Genomic DNA, 16,231 nt, shown 5'->3' with positions numbered 1-16,231 from the left:
GTAGAGAACGTCTACCCGGGGGTACGTCTGGTGCTGACCGATCCGATGCCGGCGGAGGCCGTGGAGATCGCGCACAAGCAGGTGCTGTTGGCGGCCGAGGACCTGGACGCCAACGGCGTCGCGACGCTGGTGCTGGAGTTGGTCCAGGCGTGGGGCGTGCCGGCGCTCTGGGAGCAGGTCTGCCGTCCGCTGCTGGCCCGGCTGTCGGGGCGTACCGCCGCCGACATCGCCGTCGAGCACGCCCTCTTCGAGGGCGTGCGGGTCGGGTTGGACGCGTACCGCCGGGAGCCGGGCCGGTCGCTGCCCACCGGCGGGTTGTTGCTGGCCGGTGCCGAGAAGGAGGCGCACAGCCTGGGTCTGCTGGCGCTCGCCGCCGCGTTGCGCGAGCAGGGCCGGGGCTGTCTGAACCTGGGCCCCGCGCTGCCCTGGTCCGCGCTCACCAGCGCGGTGTACCGGGCCCGCCCGCGCACCGTCGTGCTCTGGTCGCAGACGCCGCTCACCGGCCGCGCGTACCGCCTGGTGCGCTTCGCCCGGGACTTTCCGCTCCTTCGGGTGTACGGCGCGGGGCCGGGCTGGATCGAGCCGCTCGGCGGTCCGGCGGTCCGTCTCGGCACGTTGTCGGAGGCCGTCGACGCCTGCCTGGCGGTCGCTCCCGGGCGTGATGCCCACCACATACGATACGGATCGGTGCCGTATCGTTAATGCGCGCCGTAGGCTGATCCGCGTTACGAGTCTGACCCGTATCGTATTGCGTCTCGGGTGACAAGCGTGGGGGGAAAGCCAGGCATGGAGCTGCACAACAACACCGGACACCCGAGGCGGTGGGCGATCCTGGGGGTGCTGGTGATCAGCCTCCTCGTGGTCGTCCTCGACAACACGATCCTCAACGTCGCCCTGCGCACCCTGGCCGACCCGGTGCACGGTCTCGGCGCCAGCCAGGGCGAGCTGGAGTGGTCCATCAACTCCTACACGCTGGTCTTCGCCGGGCTGCTGTTCACCTTCGGGGTGCTCGGCGACCGCGCCGGCCGCAAGCGCTTCCTGATGATCGGTCTGGTGCTGTTCGGCCTGGCGTCGCTGCTCTCCGCGTACGCCCAGAGCCCCGGACAGCTCATCGCGGCCCGCGCCCTGATGGGGGTCGGCGGCGCGGCCATCATGCCGGTGACACTGTCGATCATCTCCAACGTCTTCGACCCGCGCGAGCGTGGTCGGGCCATCGGTGTCTGGGCCGGCGCGGTCGGTCTCGCCGTGGCGATCGGCCCGATCCTCGGCGGCGCGCTGCTGGAGCACTTCTGGTGGGGCTCGGTCTTCCTGATCAACGTGCCGGTGGTCGCCGCCGGCGTGATCCTGGTGGCGCTGCTGGTCCCCGAGTCGCGTGACCCGAGGCCCGGCCGGATCGACGTGCTCGGCGTGCTGCTCTCCGTGGTCGGCCTGGTCGCCCTCTCCTACGGCATCATCGACGGCGGCGAGCACGGCTTCGACCGCCCGGTCGCCTGGGGCTCGATCCTGGTGGGCATCGCGGTGCTGGCCTGGTTCGTGCAGCACGAGCGGCGCAGCGACCACCCGTCGCTGGACGTCCGACTGTTCAAGGTGCCCCGCTTCGCCGCGCCGGTCGCCATCGTCGGCCTGGTCTTCTTCGCCGCGATGGGCTCGATGTTCTTCGGCTCGTTCTACCTGCAACTCGTCCGCGACTACAGCCCGTTGCAGACCGGCCTGCTCTTCCTGCCCTTCGCCGGCGCCCAGCTGGTCTTCGCGCCGCGCAGCGCCGCGATGGTCCGCCGCTACGGCGGCAAGGCCGTCGCCGCCGTCGGGTTGGGGTTGACGGTGGTGTCCCTTGCCGCCTTCGTCTTCATCGGCGCCTCCACCCCGATCTGGATCGTGCTGCTGGTCTTCCTCATCCAGGGCGCCGGAATGGCCAACATCATGCCGCCGGCCACCGAGTCGATCATGTCGGCGCTGCCCCGGGAGAAGGCCGGTGTGGGCTCCGCGGTCAGCAACACCATCCGCCAGGTGGCCGGCGCGCTCGGCGTGGCCGTCCTCGGCTCGGTGCTCTCAGCGGTCTACCGCAGCGACATCGGTGACGCCCTGACCGGCCTGCCCACCCAGGCCAGGGACGCGGCCAACGAGTCGATCTCCGGGGCGTACGCGGCGGCGGGCCAGCTCGGCCCGGCGGCGCCGGGGCTGATCTCGGCGGCCAACGACGCCTTCGTCACCGCCATGCACTGGGCGGCCGGGCTCTCCGCGGTGATCGCCGCACTCGGGATGATCGTGGTGCTGCGCTGGATGCCGGGCAAGGAGGACGCGAGCGTCGCCCCGGCGGCCCCCGTCGCCGAGCCCGAATTGGCCGGCACGGCATAGGTTCGGGAAGAATGACGGACATGACGTCCACCGCCGATGCTCCGCGGTCGCCCGGTCGACCGCGGAGCATCCGCGCCGACGAGGCGATCATCGAGGCCACCCTCGACCTGCTGGCCGAGGGCAGCACCATCGAGGCGCTCTCGATCGAGGCGATCGCCGCCCGCGCCGGGGTCGGCAAGGCCACCATCTACCGTCGCTGGGCCGGCAAGGACGCGTTGCTGCTGGACGCGTTGCGCCGCCTCAAGGGCGTCATGGCCCAGCCGGCGGGTCACTCCGTCCGTGACGATCTGGTGCTGCTGGTCGGCGCGATCGGCAAGAACGTCGACCCGCGAGCGGCCAAGATCATGCCCTGCCTGGCACCTGCGGTGAACCGCAGCGCCGACCAGTTCCAGCTCTACCAGAACATCATCTCGCCCCGACGGCAGCTGATGCGTGAGGTGCTGCGGCGCGGCATCGACGAGGGGGTGCTGCGCGCCGACATCGACGTCGAGGTGACGATGGCGCTGCTCACCGGGCCGATGCTCATCCAGCGGGTGCTCCAGTGGAACCCGGATCTGGACGAGCAGTCCCTGCCCGATCGGGTCGTCGACGCCGTGTTGGAGGGCATCCGGGCCCGCTGACGCCGGGCGCTCGGTCGCCGGTTGCCCTGCCGTACCCTGCCCGGTCGGCGGCTCTGCTCTGCGACGTCGAAGTGCCCGGTCGGCGGCCCTCGGGTCCGCCGGCCGGCGTCGGGTCCGCCGGCCGGCGTCGGTCAGCCCGCTGGTGCGCGCAGTCGGTGCAGGCGCAGCGCGAGCTGCACCTCCAGCGCCCGCTCGGGCCGCTGCCAGTCGACGCCGAGCAACTGCCCGACCCGCTCCAACCGCTGGGTCACCGTGTTGACGTGCACGTGCAGTTGCTCGGCGGCCCGGGCCAGGCTGCCGCCCACCCCGAAGTACGCCTCCAGCGTCTTCACCAGAGCCGTGCCGCGCCGGGCGTCGTAGTCGAGCACCGGCCCGACGGTGGCCGTGAGGAACTGGGACACGTCCTTCTCACCCCGGTCCCCGACCGTGCCCAGCAACAACCCGACGAAGCCCAACTCCACGGTGCTCGCGCCCTGCCCGGCGCGGCCCAGCGCGCCCAGCGCCGTCAGGCACCGGTCCGCCTCCTGGAACGTCCCGGCCAGCGCCGTCGGCGTGTTCGACGGGCCACTCGCCCCGGCGGTCACCGGCCGACCGGTCACCCGGGACAGGTCCCGGGCCACCGCGCGGGCGCTGCCGCCCGCGTCCAACCCCGGCAGCATCAGCACCACCCGGCCGTCGCGCGCCGCGGCCAGCCCGCCGCGTGCCGACGCGTACGTGGTGGCCCAGGAGAGCACCCGCTGCCGAGCCGAGCCGGTCGCGGCGATCGCGTCGTCGCCCACCGCCACCAGCACGTGGGGCGCGTCCAGGTCCACCCCGAGCCGACGGGCCCGACTGCGCAGCGCGTCGGTGTCGCGCAGCGGTCGGGCGATCAGGTCGTCCAGCAACTCGCCACGCACCCGCCCCTCCGCCTCCGCGACCGTCCGGCGGAACAGCAGCAGCAGCGCGGTCACCAACGCGGCCCGCTCGAGGATGCGCTGGTCGGCGTCGACCAACTCGTCGTCGGGGCGCAGCACCAGGGCGCCCAGGTTCTCCGTGCCGGCCACCACCGCCGCGTACCAGAGCGGGCTGCGGCGCACGCTGCGCCCCTCGGTCCGGGACGCGGCCACCGCCTCGACGATGTCCGCGCGGTCCGGCTCCTCGATCTCACCCACCCGGGCCAGTAGGCGGCCCTCGGCGTCCAGCGCCAGCAGCGCGCCGCCCAGCACCTCGGTCACCGCGGCGGCCACGTCCTCCACCCCGCCACCGCGCAGCACCAGCGCGGTCATCCGGTCGTGCGCCGCGGCGGCCCGCTCCACCGAGCTGCTGTGCGCCCGGATGGTGGTGTTCGCCGCGGACAACTCGGCCAACGCCGAACGGGTCTCGGTCAGCAGTCGGGCGGTGTCGATCGCCACCGCGGCGTGCGCGGCCAGCGACACCAGCAGCGCCACCTCCTCCCGGACGAACGGCCGGGCCGAACGGTTGGCCGCGTAGAGCACCCCGATCGAGGTCGAACCGAGCCGCAGCGGCACCCCCAGGATCGCCACCAGACCCTCCTCGCCCACCCCTGCGTCGATCTCGCCGGTGTGGTGGAAGCGCGCGTCCTCCCCGTAGTTCGCGGTGACGTACGGGGCGCCGGACTGGGCCACCAGGCCACCGAGACCGGCACCCATCGGCAGACGCAGCCGCTGGAAGCGGGCCGAGACCGACCCGTCGGTCACCCGCATGTAGGTGTCGCCACGTTCGTCGTCGTTGAGCGTCATGTACGCCACGTCCGCGCCCAGCAGATGACGGGCCCGGTGCACGATCGCCCGCAGCACGTCGTCCAGATCGCGCAGTCCCGCCAGGTCACTGACCGTGTCGTACAGGCCGGACAGCTCGCTCTCCCGGCGGCGGCGGCGCTCCAGCAGCGCACGGACCCGCAACGCCACCGACTTGGCCTGTTCCAGCTCGGCCAGTCGGTCCGGCGGTAGGCCGGCGGCCCGCGCGGCCACCAACGGTCCCTCGAACTCGACCGCCGCGGCCTCTCGGGCGAGCAGCTCCAGGAACTCCACCGGCGAAGACATGGTCGACATTGTGCTCAACCCCACTAGTTGGCCGTCCAGCCCCCGTCGAGGGGGATCGACGCCCCGGTGATGAACGCCGCGGGCGGCGAGCAGAGGTACACCAGCAGCTCGGCCACCTCCTCCGGCTCGATCAACCGTTTGACCGCGGCCCGGGCCAGCATGATTTTCCCGATCACCTCGGCCTCGTCGATGCCGTGACTGGCCGCCTGGTCGGCGATCTGGCTCTCCACCAGTGCGGTACGCACGTACGCCGGGTTGATGCAGTTGGCGGTGACGCCGTGCGCGGCACCCTCCAACGCGACCACCTTCGACAGCCCTTCGAGGGCGTGCTTGGCCGAGACGTAGGCCGCCTTGTACGGCGAGGCACGCAAGCCGTGCACCGAGGAGATGTTGACGATCCGCCCCCAGCCCCGCGCGTACATGTGCGGCAGCGCCCGGCGGATCAGCAGGAACGGCGCCTCCACCATCACCCGCTGGATGTACTCGAACCGTTCGACGGGAAAGTCCTGCAACGGCGCGACGTGCTGGAGGCCGGCGTTGTTCACCACGATGTCCACGTCCACGTCGAGCGAATCAACCGCCGCGGCGTCGGACAGGTCCACGCCCTCGGCCCGGCCACCGACCTCGGCGGCCACCGCCCTGGCCGCCTCCAGGTTGCGGTCCACCACGAGCACCTTGGCGCCGGCCGCGCCCAGCCGCAGGGCGCACGCCCGCCCGATGCCGCCGCCGCCCCCGGTGACCAGGGCGGTCCGACCGGTGAGGTCGACCTGTACGACGTGGGGGACCACCACGGGTTCTGCCGTCATGGCGCAAGAAGTTACGAGCTGTGTGCTCCCCGGCACATGGGCCAGCGACACATACTCCGCACCAAAGCTGTGTGGCCCCACCCGCCCCCTTCACCATCCCACCCCGTCCCGGCCGCCCGTCCCGCCATGCCGTCCCGCCCCGTCTCGCCACGCCGTCCCGTCCCGGCCGTCCCGCCCCGGCGCTCGCGGCAAGATCGCGCAACATCCTGGATGTAGTGGCATCCGAGCGCGTGGTGGCCACTACATCCAGGATCGAGCGTGACCTTGACGGCGCTGGGTTCCTCCACAACGCCCCCAGCCGGTCGGCGCGGTGTTTGTCGTCAAGATCCGCGCAAGATCAGGGATGTTGCTGTCTCTCGCGCGTTGGAGGCAGCAACATCCGGCACGTTGCGCAGATCTTGGGGCGAGGGTGGGGGGCAATTGCGGATGTGCGGGCGTGGCACGCGAGGTGCGGGGCGCGGGCCGCGTTGCGTTGCGTGGGGCTGCGGGCGTGCGGGGAGACGGCATTGGGCGCGTGGCGGCGTGCGGGGTGCGGGGGGCGTGTCCCGTGGGGCTGGTGGGAAGGACGCCGGTTAGGGTGTCGAACACACGTACTGCTGACGGATGGGGAGGGGGCGGCGTGCGCGTGCTCGGTGTGGACCCGGGGTTGACCCGGTGCGGCGTGGGTGTGGTCGAGGGCGTGCCCGGCCGGCCCTGCACCCTGGTCGCCTACTACGTGGTCTACACCGACCCGGCCGATGACCTGGCGTTGCGCCTGTTGCACCTGGACCGGTCGCTGAACAAGCTGGTCGCCGAACATCAACCGGAGAGCATTGCCGTCGAGCGGGTGTTCAGTCAGCACAACGTTCGGACCGTGATGGGCACCGCGCAGGCCAGCGGCATCGCGGTGCTGGCCGGGGCGCGGGCCGGGCTGCCGGTGCAGACGTACACCCCGAGCGAGGTGAAGGCCGCCGTGACCGGCTCCGGTCAGGCCGACAAGGCGCAGATGACCGCGATGGTGACCCGGCTGTTGCGGCTGGCCGAGCCGCCGAAGCCGGCGGACGCCGCCGACGCGCTGGCCCTGGCCATCTGCCACGTGTGGCGCGGTGGGACCCGCTCCAAGCTGGCCGCCGCGGCGGACCGGGCACGACGAGGAGGAGCACGATGATCGCGAGCGTGCGCGGCACGGTGACCGCGACGGGTCCGGACCAGGCGGTGATCGAGGTCGGCGGTGTCGGGCTCGCCGTGCACTGCGCCCCGGGGACCCTCGCGGAGCTGCGGGTCGGCCAGGTCGCCCGGCTCGCCACCAGTCTGATCGTGCGGGAAGACTCGCTGACTCTCTACGGCTTCGCCGACGACGACGCCAAGTCCCTGTTCGAGCTGCTCCAGACCGCCAGTGGCGTCGGTCCGCGACTGGCCCAGGCGGTGCTGGCGGTGCACACACCGGACGCGGTGCGCAAGGCGATCGCGAACGCCGACACGGCCGCCCTGACCCGCGTACCCGGTATCGGCAAGAAGGGTGCGGAGCGTCTGGTGCTGGAGCTACGGGACCGGATCGGCCCGGTGCCGATCGGCGCCGACGGGGCGGGCGGGGTGACCCGCGGCAGCTGGCCCGACCAGGTCCGGCAGGCGCTGGTGGGGCTGGGTTGGACGGCCGGGCAGGCCGATCAGGCGGTGGCCGCGGTGGCGGAGTCGATCGAGGGTGAGACCCCGCCGGTGCCGGTCCTGCTCAAGCAGGCCATCCGACTGCTGGGCCGTACCCGATGACCGCCCGGGCGCCACGATGAGCGAGACCGAGGGGCTCGTCTCGGCGTACGTCAGCGACGCCGATCGCGACGCGGAGGCCACGGTACGGCCGAGGCGGCTGGCCGAGTTCATCGCCCAGGACCGGGTGCGCGACCAGCTCGACCTGTTGCTGCAGGGCGCGATGCGGCGCGGGTCGCCGCCGGATCACATCCTGCTGTCCGGCCCACCCGGGTTGGGCAAGACGAGTCTGGCCAACATCGTCGCCGCCGAGCTGGGCGCGGGCATCCGGGTGACCAGCGGCCCGGCGATCGAGCGTTCCGGTGATCTGGCGGCGATCCTGACCAGCCTCGCCGAGGGCGACGTGCTCTTCATCGACGAGATCCATCGGATCGCGCGGCCGGCCGAGGAGTTGCTCTACAGCGCGATGGAGGACTTCCGGGTCGACGTGGTGGTGGGCAAGGGGCCCGGTGCGACGGCGATCCCGCTGGACGTCGAGCCGTTCACCCTGGTCGGCGCGACGACGCGTTCGGGTCTGTTGACCGGGCCGATGCGGGACCGGTTCGGCTTCGTGGCGCACCTCGATTTCTACGCGCCGGCGGATCTGGAGACGTTGCTGCATCGTTCGGCGCGGATCCTGGGGGTGCCGATCACGCCGGAGGGCGCGACCGAGATCGCTGGTCGGTCCCGGGGCACGCCGCGGATCGCCAACCGGCTGCTGCGCCGGGTCCGCGACTACGCCGAGGTGCGGGCGGACGGGGTGGTCGATCTCGACACCGCCCGTGCGGCCCTGATCGTGTACGACGTGGACGCGCTCGGCCTGGACCGGCTGGACCGTGCGGTGTTGACCGCGTTGGTCGACTCGTTCCGGGGCGGCCCGGTCGGGTTGTCCACCCTCGCCGTGGCGGTGGGGGAGCAGCCGGACACGGTCGAGGAGGTCTGCGAGCCGTTCCTGGTGCGGGCGGGGTTGTTGGCCCGTACGCCCAGGGGTCGGGTGGCGACCGAGGCCGCTTGGCAGCATCTGGGGCGCACACCACCGAATGGTACATTCGGTGCGGATAGTCCACCTGTGCCCGACTTGTTCTCCTTGGATGTCGATCAGCCGTGATGTGAACGTGATCTGTGCCGCATTCGGCGTTCCCAGGTGCAGGGTTTAGACTTCGCCGCGGTCTGTACAGGACGTGAGAATCCGCCTCCGCTCCGGCACCCCGGTGCCGGGCAGGTGGCCAATGGGAAGGTCAGTAACCGTGCAATTGGCAGCAGCGGGTGGCGGGGCCGGCGGTTTCACGCCGATCCTGATGATCGCCCTGCTCTTCGGTGTCATGTACTTCATGATGATCCGTCCGCAGCAGAAGCGCCGCAAAGAGGCAGAGGCGATGCAGTCCAACCTCGGCCCCGGCGACGAGGTCGTGACCATCGGTGGGCTCTACGGCACTGTCACCGGCATCGAGGACGACACCGTCCTGATCGAGGTCGCCCCGGGCGTGCAGACCCGGTACGCCCGCCCGGCCATCGCGCGGGTGGTCACCCGCGCGGAGCTGCCGAGCGAGCCGGTCACCGAGGACGCGGACACCGTCAAGGAGTGACCCCTTCCCTCGGGAGCGGCGATTGCGGCGTACGGCCGGTCGGCCGGCTTGCGGGGGTCGTCGCGCCCGGACGGGGCAGCGGGCGAGACGTGAAAACTGGATAGTTGGGTCGACGCCGGGCGTCGGCACGTTCCCGTGACCGTCGGCGTTCCGCGCCGGGGGAGCCCGGTCCTCGTGTCGGCACTCCGTCGGCTCAAGGCAGACCCGTCGGGCGGGACCCCCGGCCCGACACCGCCGCCGCTGCGACAGCGGCGCGACCGTACAGGGAGACAGGACAGCCGTGGCACCACCTCAGGGACAGATGCGCCCCGGGCGGCAGCTCGCCGTGCTCGGGTTCATCTTCGTGGTCCTCTATCTTCTGGTGTTCTTCGCCGGCGCCAGCGGCAGCTGGAAGGACCGGCTCGAGCCCAAGCTCGGCCTGGACCTCATCGGCGGCACGCGGGTGACACTGGAGGCGACCAACAGCGTCGACGGCAAGCCCCCGACGGCGGAGAACCTCGAGGAGGCCCGCGAGATCATCGAGAGCCGGGTCAACGCGTTCGGCGTGGCCGAGGCCGAGGTGGTCACCGAGGGCAACCGCAACATCGTCATCTCCCTGCCCGGTGAGAACCGGAACCTGGACGACGTGGGCGAAGCGGCCGAGCTGCGCTTCCGCAAGGTGCTCAAGGGCGCCTCCGGCAGCGGGGTGGCCGAGGCGCCGCCCGCCGCCACGCCGACCCCGTCCGGCAGCGCCGCCCCGACCGGCAGCGCGACCCCGTCCGGTGCCGCGACCCCGTCCGGCAGCGCCTCGCCGAAGGTCACCTCGTCGCCCAGCGGCGGTCAGGGTGGTATGGCCCCGGCGTCGCCCAGCGCCACGCCGACCCCCTCCGCGTCCGCCACGGCCTCGCCGAGCGCCGCCTCGCCCAGCGCCAGCGCCGAGCCGGTGCCGGCCAGCGTCGAGGAGCAGCGCAAGGCCGTCGAGCAGAAGGTCGGCGCCGCCGCGTGGCAGGCCGCCAACGGGTTGCAGGCCCCGGCCGATCTGACCGCCGACCCGTCGCTGGCCGAGAAGCTCAAGCCGTTCGGCACGCTGTCTCCGCAGGAGGTCGCGGTGCTGCCGGCGCAGATGCAGTTCAACGTGCCGACGATCGGCTGCGCGCAGCTCGACCAGCGCCCCCCGGCGTCGATCTCCGACGCGAAGCAGCAGGTGGTCTCTTGCGAGGACGGCGCGTCGAAGTACCTGCTCGACCAGGCCAAGGTGCTGGGCACCGACGTGTCCGACGCCGACGCGGTGCTCGACCAGACCAACGCCTGGGTGGTCAGCCTGGACTTCACCGGCGACGGTCAGGGCAAGTGGACCTCGCTGACCCGTGAGGCGTTCAACAACGAGGGCCAGGCCTGCGACGCGACCGCCCTGGGCCAGGACGGCAAGTGCCGGGTGGCCGTCGTGCTGGACAACAAGATCGTCTCCTCCCCGGAGATCCAGGGCGTGCTGACCGGCAACTCCCAGATCACCGGCACCTTCACCCAGAAGGACGCCAGCACCCTCGCCGGTCAGCTCCGCTACGGCGCGCTGCCGGTGACCTTCGAGCAGCAGGAGGCGCAGAACGTCACCGCCACGCTGGGTGCCAGCCACCTGCGAGCGGGTCTGCTGGCTGCCGGCATCGGCATGCTGCTGGTCATCATCTACGCGTTCTTCTACTACCGGCTGCTCGGCTCGGTGATCTTCCTGAGCCTCATCCTCTCCGCGCTGCTGGTCTTCGGCGCGCTGGTGGTGCTCGGCCGGCAGATCGGCTTCACGCTCACCCTCGCCGGCATCGCCGGAATGATCGTCTCGCTCGGTGTGGCGGCGGACTCGTTCGTCATCTACTTCGAACGACTGAAAGACGAGATCCGGGAGGGGCGCAGCCCGCGTAGCGCGGTCCCGCGCGCCTGGATCCGGGCCCGCCGGACGATCATCTCGGCCAACGCGATCACCCTGCTCTCCGCCGTGGTGCTCTATGTGGTCTCGGTCGGCACCGTCAAGGGCTTCGCGTTCGCGCTCGGCCTCGCCACCGTGCTGGACCTGGTCGTGGTCTTCCTCTTCCGGCACCCGATCATGACCATGTTCGCCCGGACCCAGGCGTTCCTGTCCCCGCGGGTCAGCGGTCTGGGCCGAGCGCTACCGGCTCGCAACCAGCCGACTCAGCCCCGCAACCCGCGCGCCAAGGAGGCCTGAGATGGCTGAAAACGGTTTGGCGAGCCGCCTCTACAACGGCGAGGCCGGTCTCAACATCGTCGGTCGACGCAAGCTCTGGTTCGGCGTCGCCGGGCTCCTGATCCTGATCGCGATCCTCAGCTTCTCGATCCGTGGGTTCAGCCTGGGCATCGAGTTCGCTGGCGGCAACTCGTTCCAGGTGCCGGCCAGCGTCGGCACCCTGGACGACGCCGAGCGGGAGGTCAACTCGGCCCTCGCCGCGGAGAACACCGGCGTCACGGTGGCCACCACGCAGAAGGTGGGCGGTCCGGGCGGCGACTCCTACGAGCTCCGCACGCCGCAGCTCACCGCCGAGCAGGCCACCGCGGTCAAGGCCCAGATCGCCGAGGACCTCGGCATCAGCGCCGACCAGATCAGCGACAACCAGGTCAGTGAGGCCTGGGGCAGCCAGGTGACCGAGCGGGCCGTCCTCGGTCTGGTCATCTTCATCGCGCTGGTGATGGTCTACCTGGTCCTGCGCTTCGAGTGGCGGATGGCCGTGGCCGCGGTCGCCTCGCTGATCACGAACCTGATCCTCACCGCCGGCATCTACTCGCTGGTCGGCTTCGAGGTCACCCCGTCGACGATCATCGGCTTCCTCACCATCCTGGGCTTCGCGCTCTACGACGTGGTGGTGGTCTTCGACAAGGTCCAGGAGAACACCCGGGGCATCACCGCCAACAACAACCAGACGTACGCCGAGGCGTCCAACCTGGCCATCAACCAGAGCCTGATGCGGTCGTTGAACACCTCGGTGGTCGCCCTGCTGCCGGTCGGTGGTCTGCTCTTCATCGGTGCCGGCCTGCTCGGCGCCGGCACGCTGAAGGACCTGGGTCTGGTGCTGTTCGTCGGTATGGCGGTGGCGTTCCTGACCTCCATCCTGGTGGCCACCCCGCTGCTGGCGCTGTTCAAGAACTACGACCCGCGGATCCAGGCGCACAACAAGCGCGTCCTGACCCGGCGGGGCGCGATCGGCCGCGGCGAGGTCACCGGTAAGGGTGCCGCCGCGAGCCCGGTTGCCCAGGCCGACGCGGCCGACGAGCCGGTCGACCAGGACTCGGCCGCGCTGGCCGGTGCCGCCCCCAAGGTGGGTGCTCGGCCGGCGGGCAAGCGGTCCACCGGTGCCCGGGGCGGTCGCCCGGGTGGTGGCGGCAGTCGACCGGGTGGCGCCAAGCGGCGCTGACCCGACAGGAAACGCCCGAACGGCGTCCGGCATGCTGTTGCCGGACGCCGTTCGTCGTCGAAGGAGAGCGAAGCAGCCGTGACGGAGACCCACAGCGCCGTAGCGCACGGGGACAGTGGCCCGGAGGTCGCCCGACTGGTCGCCAGTCGGGTGCTGGACGTGCCCGACTTCCCCAAGCCCGGCGTCATGTTCAAGGACCTGATGCCACTGTTCGCCGACGGTACGGTCTTCCGTGAGGTGATCGACGGGATCGTCGCGTACCACGGGCGGGACACCTTCGACGTGGTGGTCGGCATCGAGGCGCGCGGGTTCGTCGTCGCGGCGGCCATCGCGTACGCGACCGGGGTGGGCGTGGTGCCGGTGCGCAAGGCCGGCAAGCTGCCTCGCCCCGCGCACTCGGTCTCCTACGAGCTGGAGTACGGCGAGGCCACCCTCGAAGTGCACGAGGACGCCTTCACCGCCGGGCACCGGGTGCTGGTGGTCGACGACGTGCTGGCCACCGGTGGCACCGCCGAGGCGACGCTGGACCTGGTCGAGCGGGCCGGGGGCACCGTCAGCGGCTTCACGGTGCTGCTGGAGCTCGGCTTCCTGGGTGGGCGCGAGCGACTGGCGCCGCGTCCGGTCCACGCTCTGTTGACCGTTTGAACCGGTCGGTGCTCTGCTGACCGTTTGGTCCCGACCGGTCGGATGGACCCGGCGCCGACCGTCCGGCGGAGCGGCAGGGGGCCGTCCGTGCGGGTAGCATTGCCCTTTGCTGACGCCGGCGGTATCCCGTCCGGCGGGCGAGACCAGGTCGGCCGATCTTCGGCCGGCGTGTTTCCGGCGAGCGGTGAGGAGGCCGGTGTCCCACGATGTCGTCCCTCCGGCGGAGGGCACGGTGCACCCGACAGGCGACGCTGACGGCTCGGTGACCGACCGGACAGGCGACGCGCCGGCCCGGGTGACGGGCACCGGCAAGGGCTCCGGCCGGACTCCCGGCGAGAACGCGGCGCGTCCGACCAGCGGCCCACCGAGCGTCGAGGCGTCCCCCGGCGCCGATGGCGTGGTGGTCCCGTTCCCGACCGACGCCGGCATCGACCCGTCGCCCAGCGGCGGGTTCGGGCTGTCCAACGCGCCCACCGGTCGGCGGGTCCGGGCCCGGCTGGCCCGGTTCAACGCGCCCTGGCAGACCTCCCAGGTCAGCGAGGTGCTGGAGCCGCTCATCGCCAGCCACCGGGACAACCACCCCAAGGCGGACGCCCGGCTGCTCCAGCGCGCCTTCGACACGGCCGCTCGGTGGCACTCCGGGCAGTACCGCAAGTCCGGTGACCCCTACATCACCCACCCCCTCGCCGTGGCGACGATCCTCGGCAACCTGGGGATGGACACCACCACGCTGGTCGCCGCGCTGCTGCACGACACCATCGAGGACACCGAGTACACCCTCGACCAGATGCGCGCCGACTTCGGTGGCGAGGTCGCCCTGCTGGTCGACGGCGTCACCAAGCTCGACAAGGTCAAGCTGGGCGACGCGGCCAAGGCCGAGACGATCCGCAAGATGGTCGTGGCCATGGCCAAGGACCCGCGGGTGCTGGTGATCAAGCTGGCCGACCGGCTGCACAACATGCGTACCCTCACCTTCCTGCCCCGCCCCAAGCAGGAGCAGAAGGCCAAGGAGACGCTGGAGATCCTGGCGCCGCTGGCGCACCGGCTCGGTATGAACACGATCAAGTGGGAGCTGGAGGACCTTTCCTTCGGCACGCTCTTCCCGAAGCGCTACGAGGAGATCAACCGGCTGATCGGGGAGCACCAGCCGCAGCGCGAGGCGCTGCTGCGGCAGGTGACGCAGAAGGTGCAGACCGACCTGAAGGCCGCCAAGATCAAGGCGGAGACCACCGGGCGGCCGAAGCACCTCTACTCGATCTACCAGAAGATGATCGTGCGGGGTCGCGACTTCAACGACATCTACGACCTGGTCGGTGTACGGATCCTGGTCGACACGGTGCGCGACTGCTACGCGGCGCTGGGAGTCATCCACGCCAACTGGCAGCCGGTTCCGGGCCGGTTCAAGGACTACATCGCGATGCCCAAGTTCAACATGTACCAGTCGTTGCACACGACGGTCATCGGGCCCACCGGCAAGCCGGTGGAGATGCAGATCCGCACGTACGCGATGCACCGCACCGCGGAGTTCGGCATCGCCGCGCACTGGAAGTACAAGGAGCACAAGGGCACCCAGATCGTCGGCCCGCCCGCGCACATCGACGAGATGACCTGGCTGCGGCAGCTGCTCGACTGGCAGCGGGAGGCGGCCGACCCGAGCGAGTTCCTGGACGCGCTGCGCTTCGACCTGTCCAGCCAGGAGGTGTACGTCTTCACCCCCAAGGGTGACGTCATCCCGCTGCCGACCGGGTCGACGCCAGTGGACTTCGCGTACGCGGTGCACACCGAGGTGGGGCACAAGTGCATCGGCGCGCGGGTCAACGGCAAGCTGGTGCCGTTGGAGTCGACGCTGTCCAACGGCGACGTGATCGAGATCTTCACGTCGAAGTCCGAGACGGCCGGCCCGACGCAGGACTGGCTGGGCTTCGTCAAGAGCCCGCGCGCCCGGACGAAGATCCGCCAGTACTTCAACAAGGAGCGGCGCGAGGAGGCGATCGAGGCCGGCAAGGACGCGATCGTCAAGGCGATGCGCAAGCAGGGCATGCCGTTGCAGCGGATGCTCACCTCCGACGCGCTGATGTCGATCGCCCGGGATCTGCACCTGGCCGATGTGGCGTCGCTCTACGCGGCGGTCGGCGACAGCCAGGTCTCCGCGCAGTCGGTGGTGCAGAAGCTGATGGCCGCGTACGGCGGCGAGGAGGGCGCGGCGGAGGACATCGCCGAGACCGCCGTCGCCACCCGGCCGCCGCGCAGCCGGCAGAGCAGCAGCGACCCGGGCGTGGTGGTCCGGGGCGTCAGCGACGTCTGGATCAAGCTGGCCCGCTGCTGCACACCGGTCCCACCGGACTCGGTGTTCGGCTTCGTCACCCGCTCCGGCGGGGTGAGCGTGCACCGCGACGACTGCGCCAACGCCGAGGACCTGCGCGCGCAGAGCGAGCGGGTCGTCGAGGTGAGTTGGAAGCTCACCTCCGCGTCGACGTTCCTGGTCGCCATCCAGGTCGAGGCCCTGGACCGGCACAAGCTGCTGGCCGACGTGACCCGGGTGCTCTCCGACGAGCGGGTCAACATCCTCTCCGCGACCGTCACCACCACCCGGGACCGGGTGGCGGTGAGCCGGTTCAGCTTCGAGATGGCCGACCCGAAGCACCTGGGCCATCTGCTGGCCACGGTCCGCAAGGTCGACGGCGTCTTCGACGCGTACCGGGTCACCTCCGGCGCCTGAGCGCCCGTGCGGTGACGTTGCCGCCGGGTTGCGGGTGATGTCGGCTGCCCTGTCGCACCGCGCGTCGGACCATCGATGCTCTCGGCCCCTGCTCGCCCTGAGCCAGGTGCGTCGGAGTCCGGTCGACCAGGTCACCGTCGCCGAGTGCGGTGCTGCCGCTCCCTAGCTCACCCGCTCCTGCGGCATCGACCAGGAATTGGCTGGTGGCGCGCCATGATTCGACGGCGCTCTCACCACTGCCACCCTGGCTCGACGCGCATCACCCCGCCGTCCGGCCACCACCGGACGGGGCCACCGTAGCGAGATCACGGTCAGCGACACATTTAGATTCGTGATAGCTT

The 16,231-nt window shown here is 71.3% G+C and carries 13 protein-coding genes; 11 read left to right on the top strand and 2 right to left on the bottom strand.

What is annotated here, in order from left to right; genetic code table 11:
* The first annotated feature begins 30 nt into the window (after positions 1 to 30).
* The 3 genes from AB0877_RS24710 (at position 31) to AB0877_RS24700 (ending at position 2,975) form a co-directional block, all read left to right on the top strand.
* Positions 31 to 702: a transcriptional regulator gene (locus AB0877_RS24710; protein WP_366611796.1), complete on the top strand. Its 672-nt coding sequence runs from the start codon at positions 31 to 33 to the stop codon at positions 700 to 702.
* Positions 703 to 786: 84 nt separating this feature from the next.
* Positions 787 to 2,355 (top strand): MFS transporter, encoded by a 1,569-nt coding sequence (locus AB0877_RS24705; RefSeq protein ID WP_366611861.1) that lies wholly within the window; start codon positions 787 to 789, stop codon positions 2,353 to 2,355.
* A gap of 11 nt (positions 2,356 to 2,366) precedes the next feature.
* Positions 2,367 to 2,975, top strand: a complete 609-nt coding sequence (locus tag AB0877_RS24700) for a TetR/AcrR family transcriptional regulator (RefSeq protein ID WP_366611794.1) — start codon at positions 2,367 to 2,369, stop codon at positions 2,973 to 2,975.
* Between the two features lie 131 nt (positions 2,976 to 3,106).
* Here the strand turns inward: AB0877_RS24700 and AB0877_RS24695 are convergent, their stop codons facing one another.
* Together AB0877_RS24695 and AB0877_RS24690 are read right to left on the bottom strand one after the other, a co-directional pair.
* Positions 3,107 to 5,026, bottom strand: a complete 1,920-nt coding sequence (locus tag AB0877_RS24695; RefSeq protein ID WP_366611792.1) for a helix-turn-helix domain-containing protein — start codon at positions 5,024 to 5,026, stop codon at positions 3,107 to 3,109.
* A gap of 14 nt (positions 5,027 to 5,040) precedes the next feature.
* Positions 5,041 to 5,823: a 3-hydroxybutyrate dehydrogenase gene (locus AB0877_RS24690; protein ID WP_366611791.1), complete on the bottom strand. Its 783-nt coding sequence runs from the start codon at positions 5,821 to 5,823 to the stop codon at positions 5,041 to 5,043.
* 619 nt (positions 5,824 to 6,442) lie between these two features.
* On the opposite strand from AB0877_RS24690, the gene ruvC reads away from it, so the two are divergent.
* From ruvC to AB0877_RS24650, 8 genes are all read left to right on the top strand, one after another.
* Positions 6,443 to 6,970 (top strand): crossover junction endodeoxyribonuclease RuvC, encoded by a 528-nt coding sequence (gene ruvC, locus AB0877_RS24685; RefSeq protein ID WP_366611790.1) that lies wholly within the window; start codon positions 6,443 to 6,445, stop codon positions 6,968 to 6,970.
* Entirely contained in the window at positions 6,967 to 7,569 is a 603-nt protein-coding gene (ruvA, locus tag AB0877_RS24680) for a Holliday junction branch migration protein RuvA (protein ID WP_366611789.1), read from the top strand. The genes ruvC and ruvA overlap by 4 nt, the downstream gene beginning before the upstream one ends.
* A 16-nt stretch (positions 7,570 to 7,585) precedes the next feature.
* Entirely contained in the window at positions 7,586 to 8,653 is a 1,068-nt protein-coding gene (gene ruvB, locus AB0877_RS24675) for a Holliday junction branch migration DNA helicase RuvB (RefSeq protein WP_366611788.1), read from the top strand.
* A 139-nt stretch (positions 8,654 to 8,792) separates the two neighbouring features.
* On the top strand, positions 8,793 to 9,131 hold the full coding sequence (yajC, locus tag AB0877_RS24670) for a preprotein translocase subunit YajC (RefSeq protein ID WP_357199605.1): 339 nt from the start codon (positions 8,793 to 8,795) through the stop codon (positions 9,129 to 9,131).
* A gap of 280 nt (positions 9,132 to 9,411) precedes the next feature.
* Positions 9,412 to 11,325 (top strand): protein translocase subunit SecD, encoded by a 1,914-nt coding sequence (gene secD, locus AB0877_RS24665; protein ID WP_366611786.1) that lies wholly within the window; start codon positions 9,412 to 9,414, stop codon positions 11,323 to 11,325.
* Between the two features lies 1 nt (position 11,326).
* Positions 11,327 to 12,526, top strand: coding sequence for a protein translocase subunit SecF (gene secF / locus AB0877_RS24660; protein ID WP_366611784.1), 1,200 nt, complete (start codon positions 11,327 to 11,329; stop codon positions 12,524 to 12,526).
* Positions 12,527 to 12,604: 78 nt separating this feature from the next.
* Positions 12,605 to 13,171 (top strand): adenine phosphoribosyltransferase, encoded by a 567-nt coding sequence (locus AB0877_RS24655; RefSeq protein WP_366611783.1) that lies wholly within the window; start codon positions 12,605 to 12,607, stop codon positions 13,169 to 13,171.
* 196 nt (positions 13,172 to 13,367) lie between these two features.
* Positions 13,368 to 15,890: a bifunctional (p)ppGpp synthetase/guanosine-3',5'-bis(diphosphate) 3'-pyrophosphohydrolase gene (locus tag AB0877_RS24650; protein ID WP_366611782.1), complete on the top strand. Its 2,523-nt coding sequence runs from the start codon at positions 13,368 to 13,370 to the stop codon at positions 15,888 to 15,890.
* The last annotated feature ends 341 nt before the right edge of the window (positions 15,891 to 16,231 follow it).

This window comes from Micromonospora sp. NPDC047644, from assembly GCF_040704315.1.
Taxonomy (GTDB): domain Bacteria; phylum Actinomycetota; class Actinomycetes; order Mycobacteriales; family Micromonosporaceae; genus Micromonospora.
This window is presented reverse-complemented; position numbering and strand designations above follow the sequence as displayed.

What these genes read in the sequence shown, in the direction of transcription:
- secF (WP_366611784.1), top strand. Translation starts at nt 11,327, where the DNA reads ATGGCTGAAAACGGTTTGGCGAGCCGCCTCTACAACGGCGAGGCCGGT.
- AB0877_RS24700 (WP_366611794.1), top strand. Translation starts at nt 2,367, where the DNA reads ATGACGGACATGACGTCCACCGCCGATGCTCCGCGGTCGCCCGGTCGA.
- AB0877_RS24695 (WP_366611792.1), bottom strand. Translation starts at nt 5,026, where the DNA reads ATGTCGACCATGTCTTCGCCGGTGGAGTTCCTGGAGCTGCTCGCCCGA.
- ruvB (WP_366611788.1), top strand. Translation starts at nt 7,586, where the DNA reads ATGAGCGAGACCGAGGGGCTCGTCTCGGCGTACGTCAGCGACGCCGAT.
- ruvA (WP_366611789.1), top strand. Translation starts at nt 6,967, where the DNA reads ATGATCGCGAGCGTGCGCGGCACGGTGACCGCGACGGGTCCGGACCAG.
- AB0877_RS24690 (WP_366611791.1), bottom strand. Translation starts at nt 5,823, where the DNA reads ATGACGGCAGAACCCGTGGTGGTCCCCCACGTCGTACAGGTCGACCTC.
- AB0877_RS24705 (WP_366611861.1), top strand. Translation starts at nt 787, where the DNA reads ATGGAGCTGCACAACAACACCGGACACCCGAGGCGGTGGGCGATCCTG.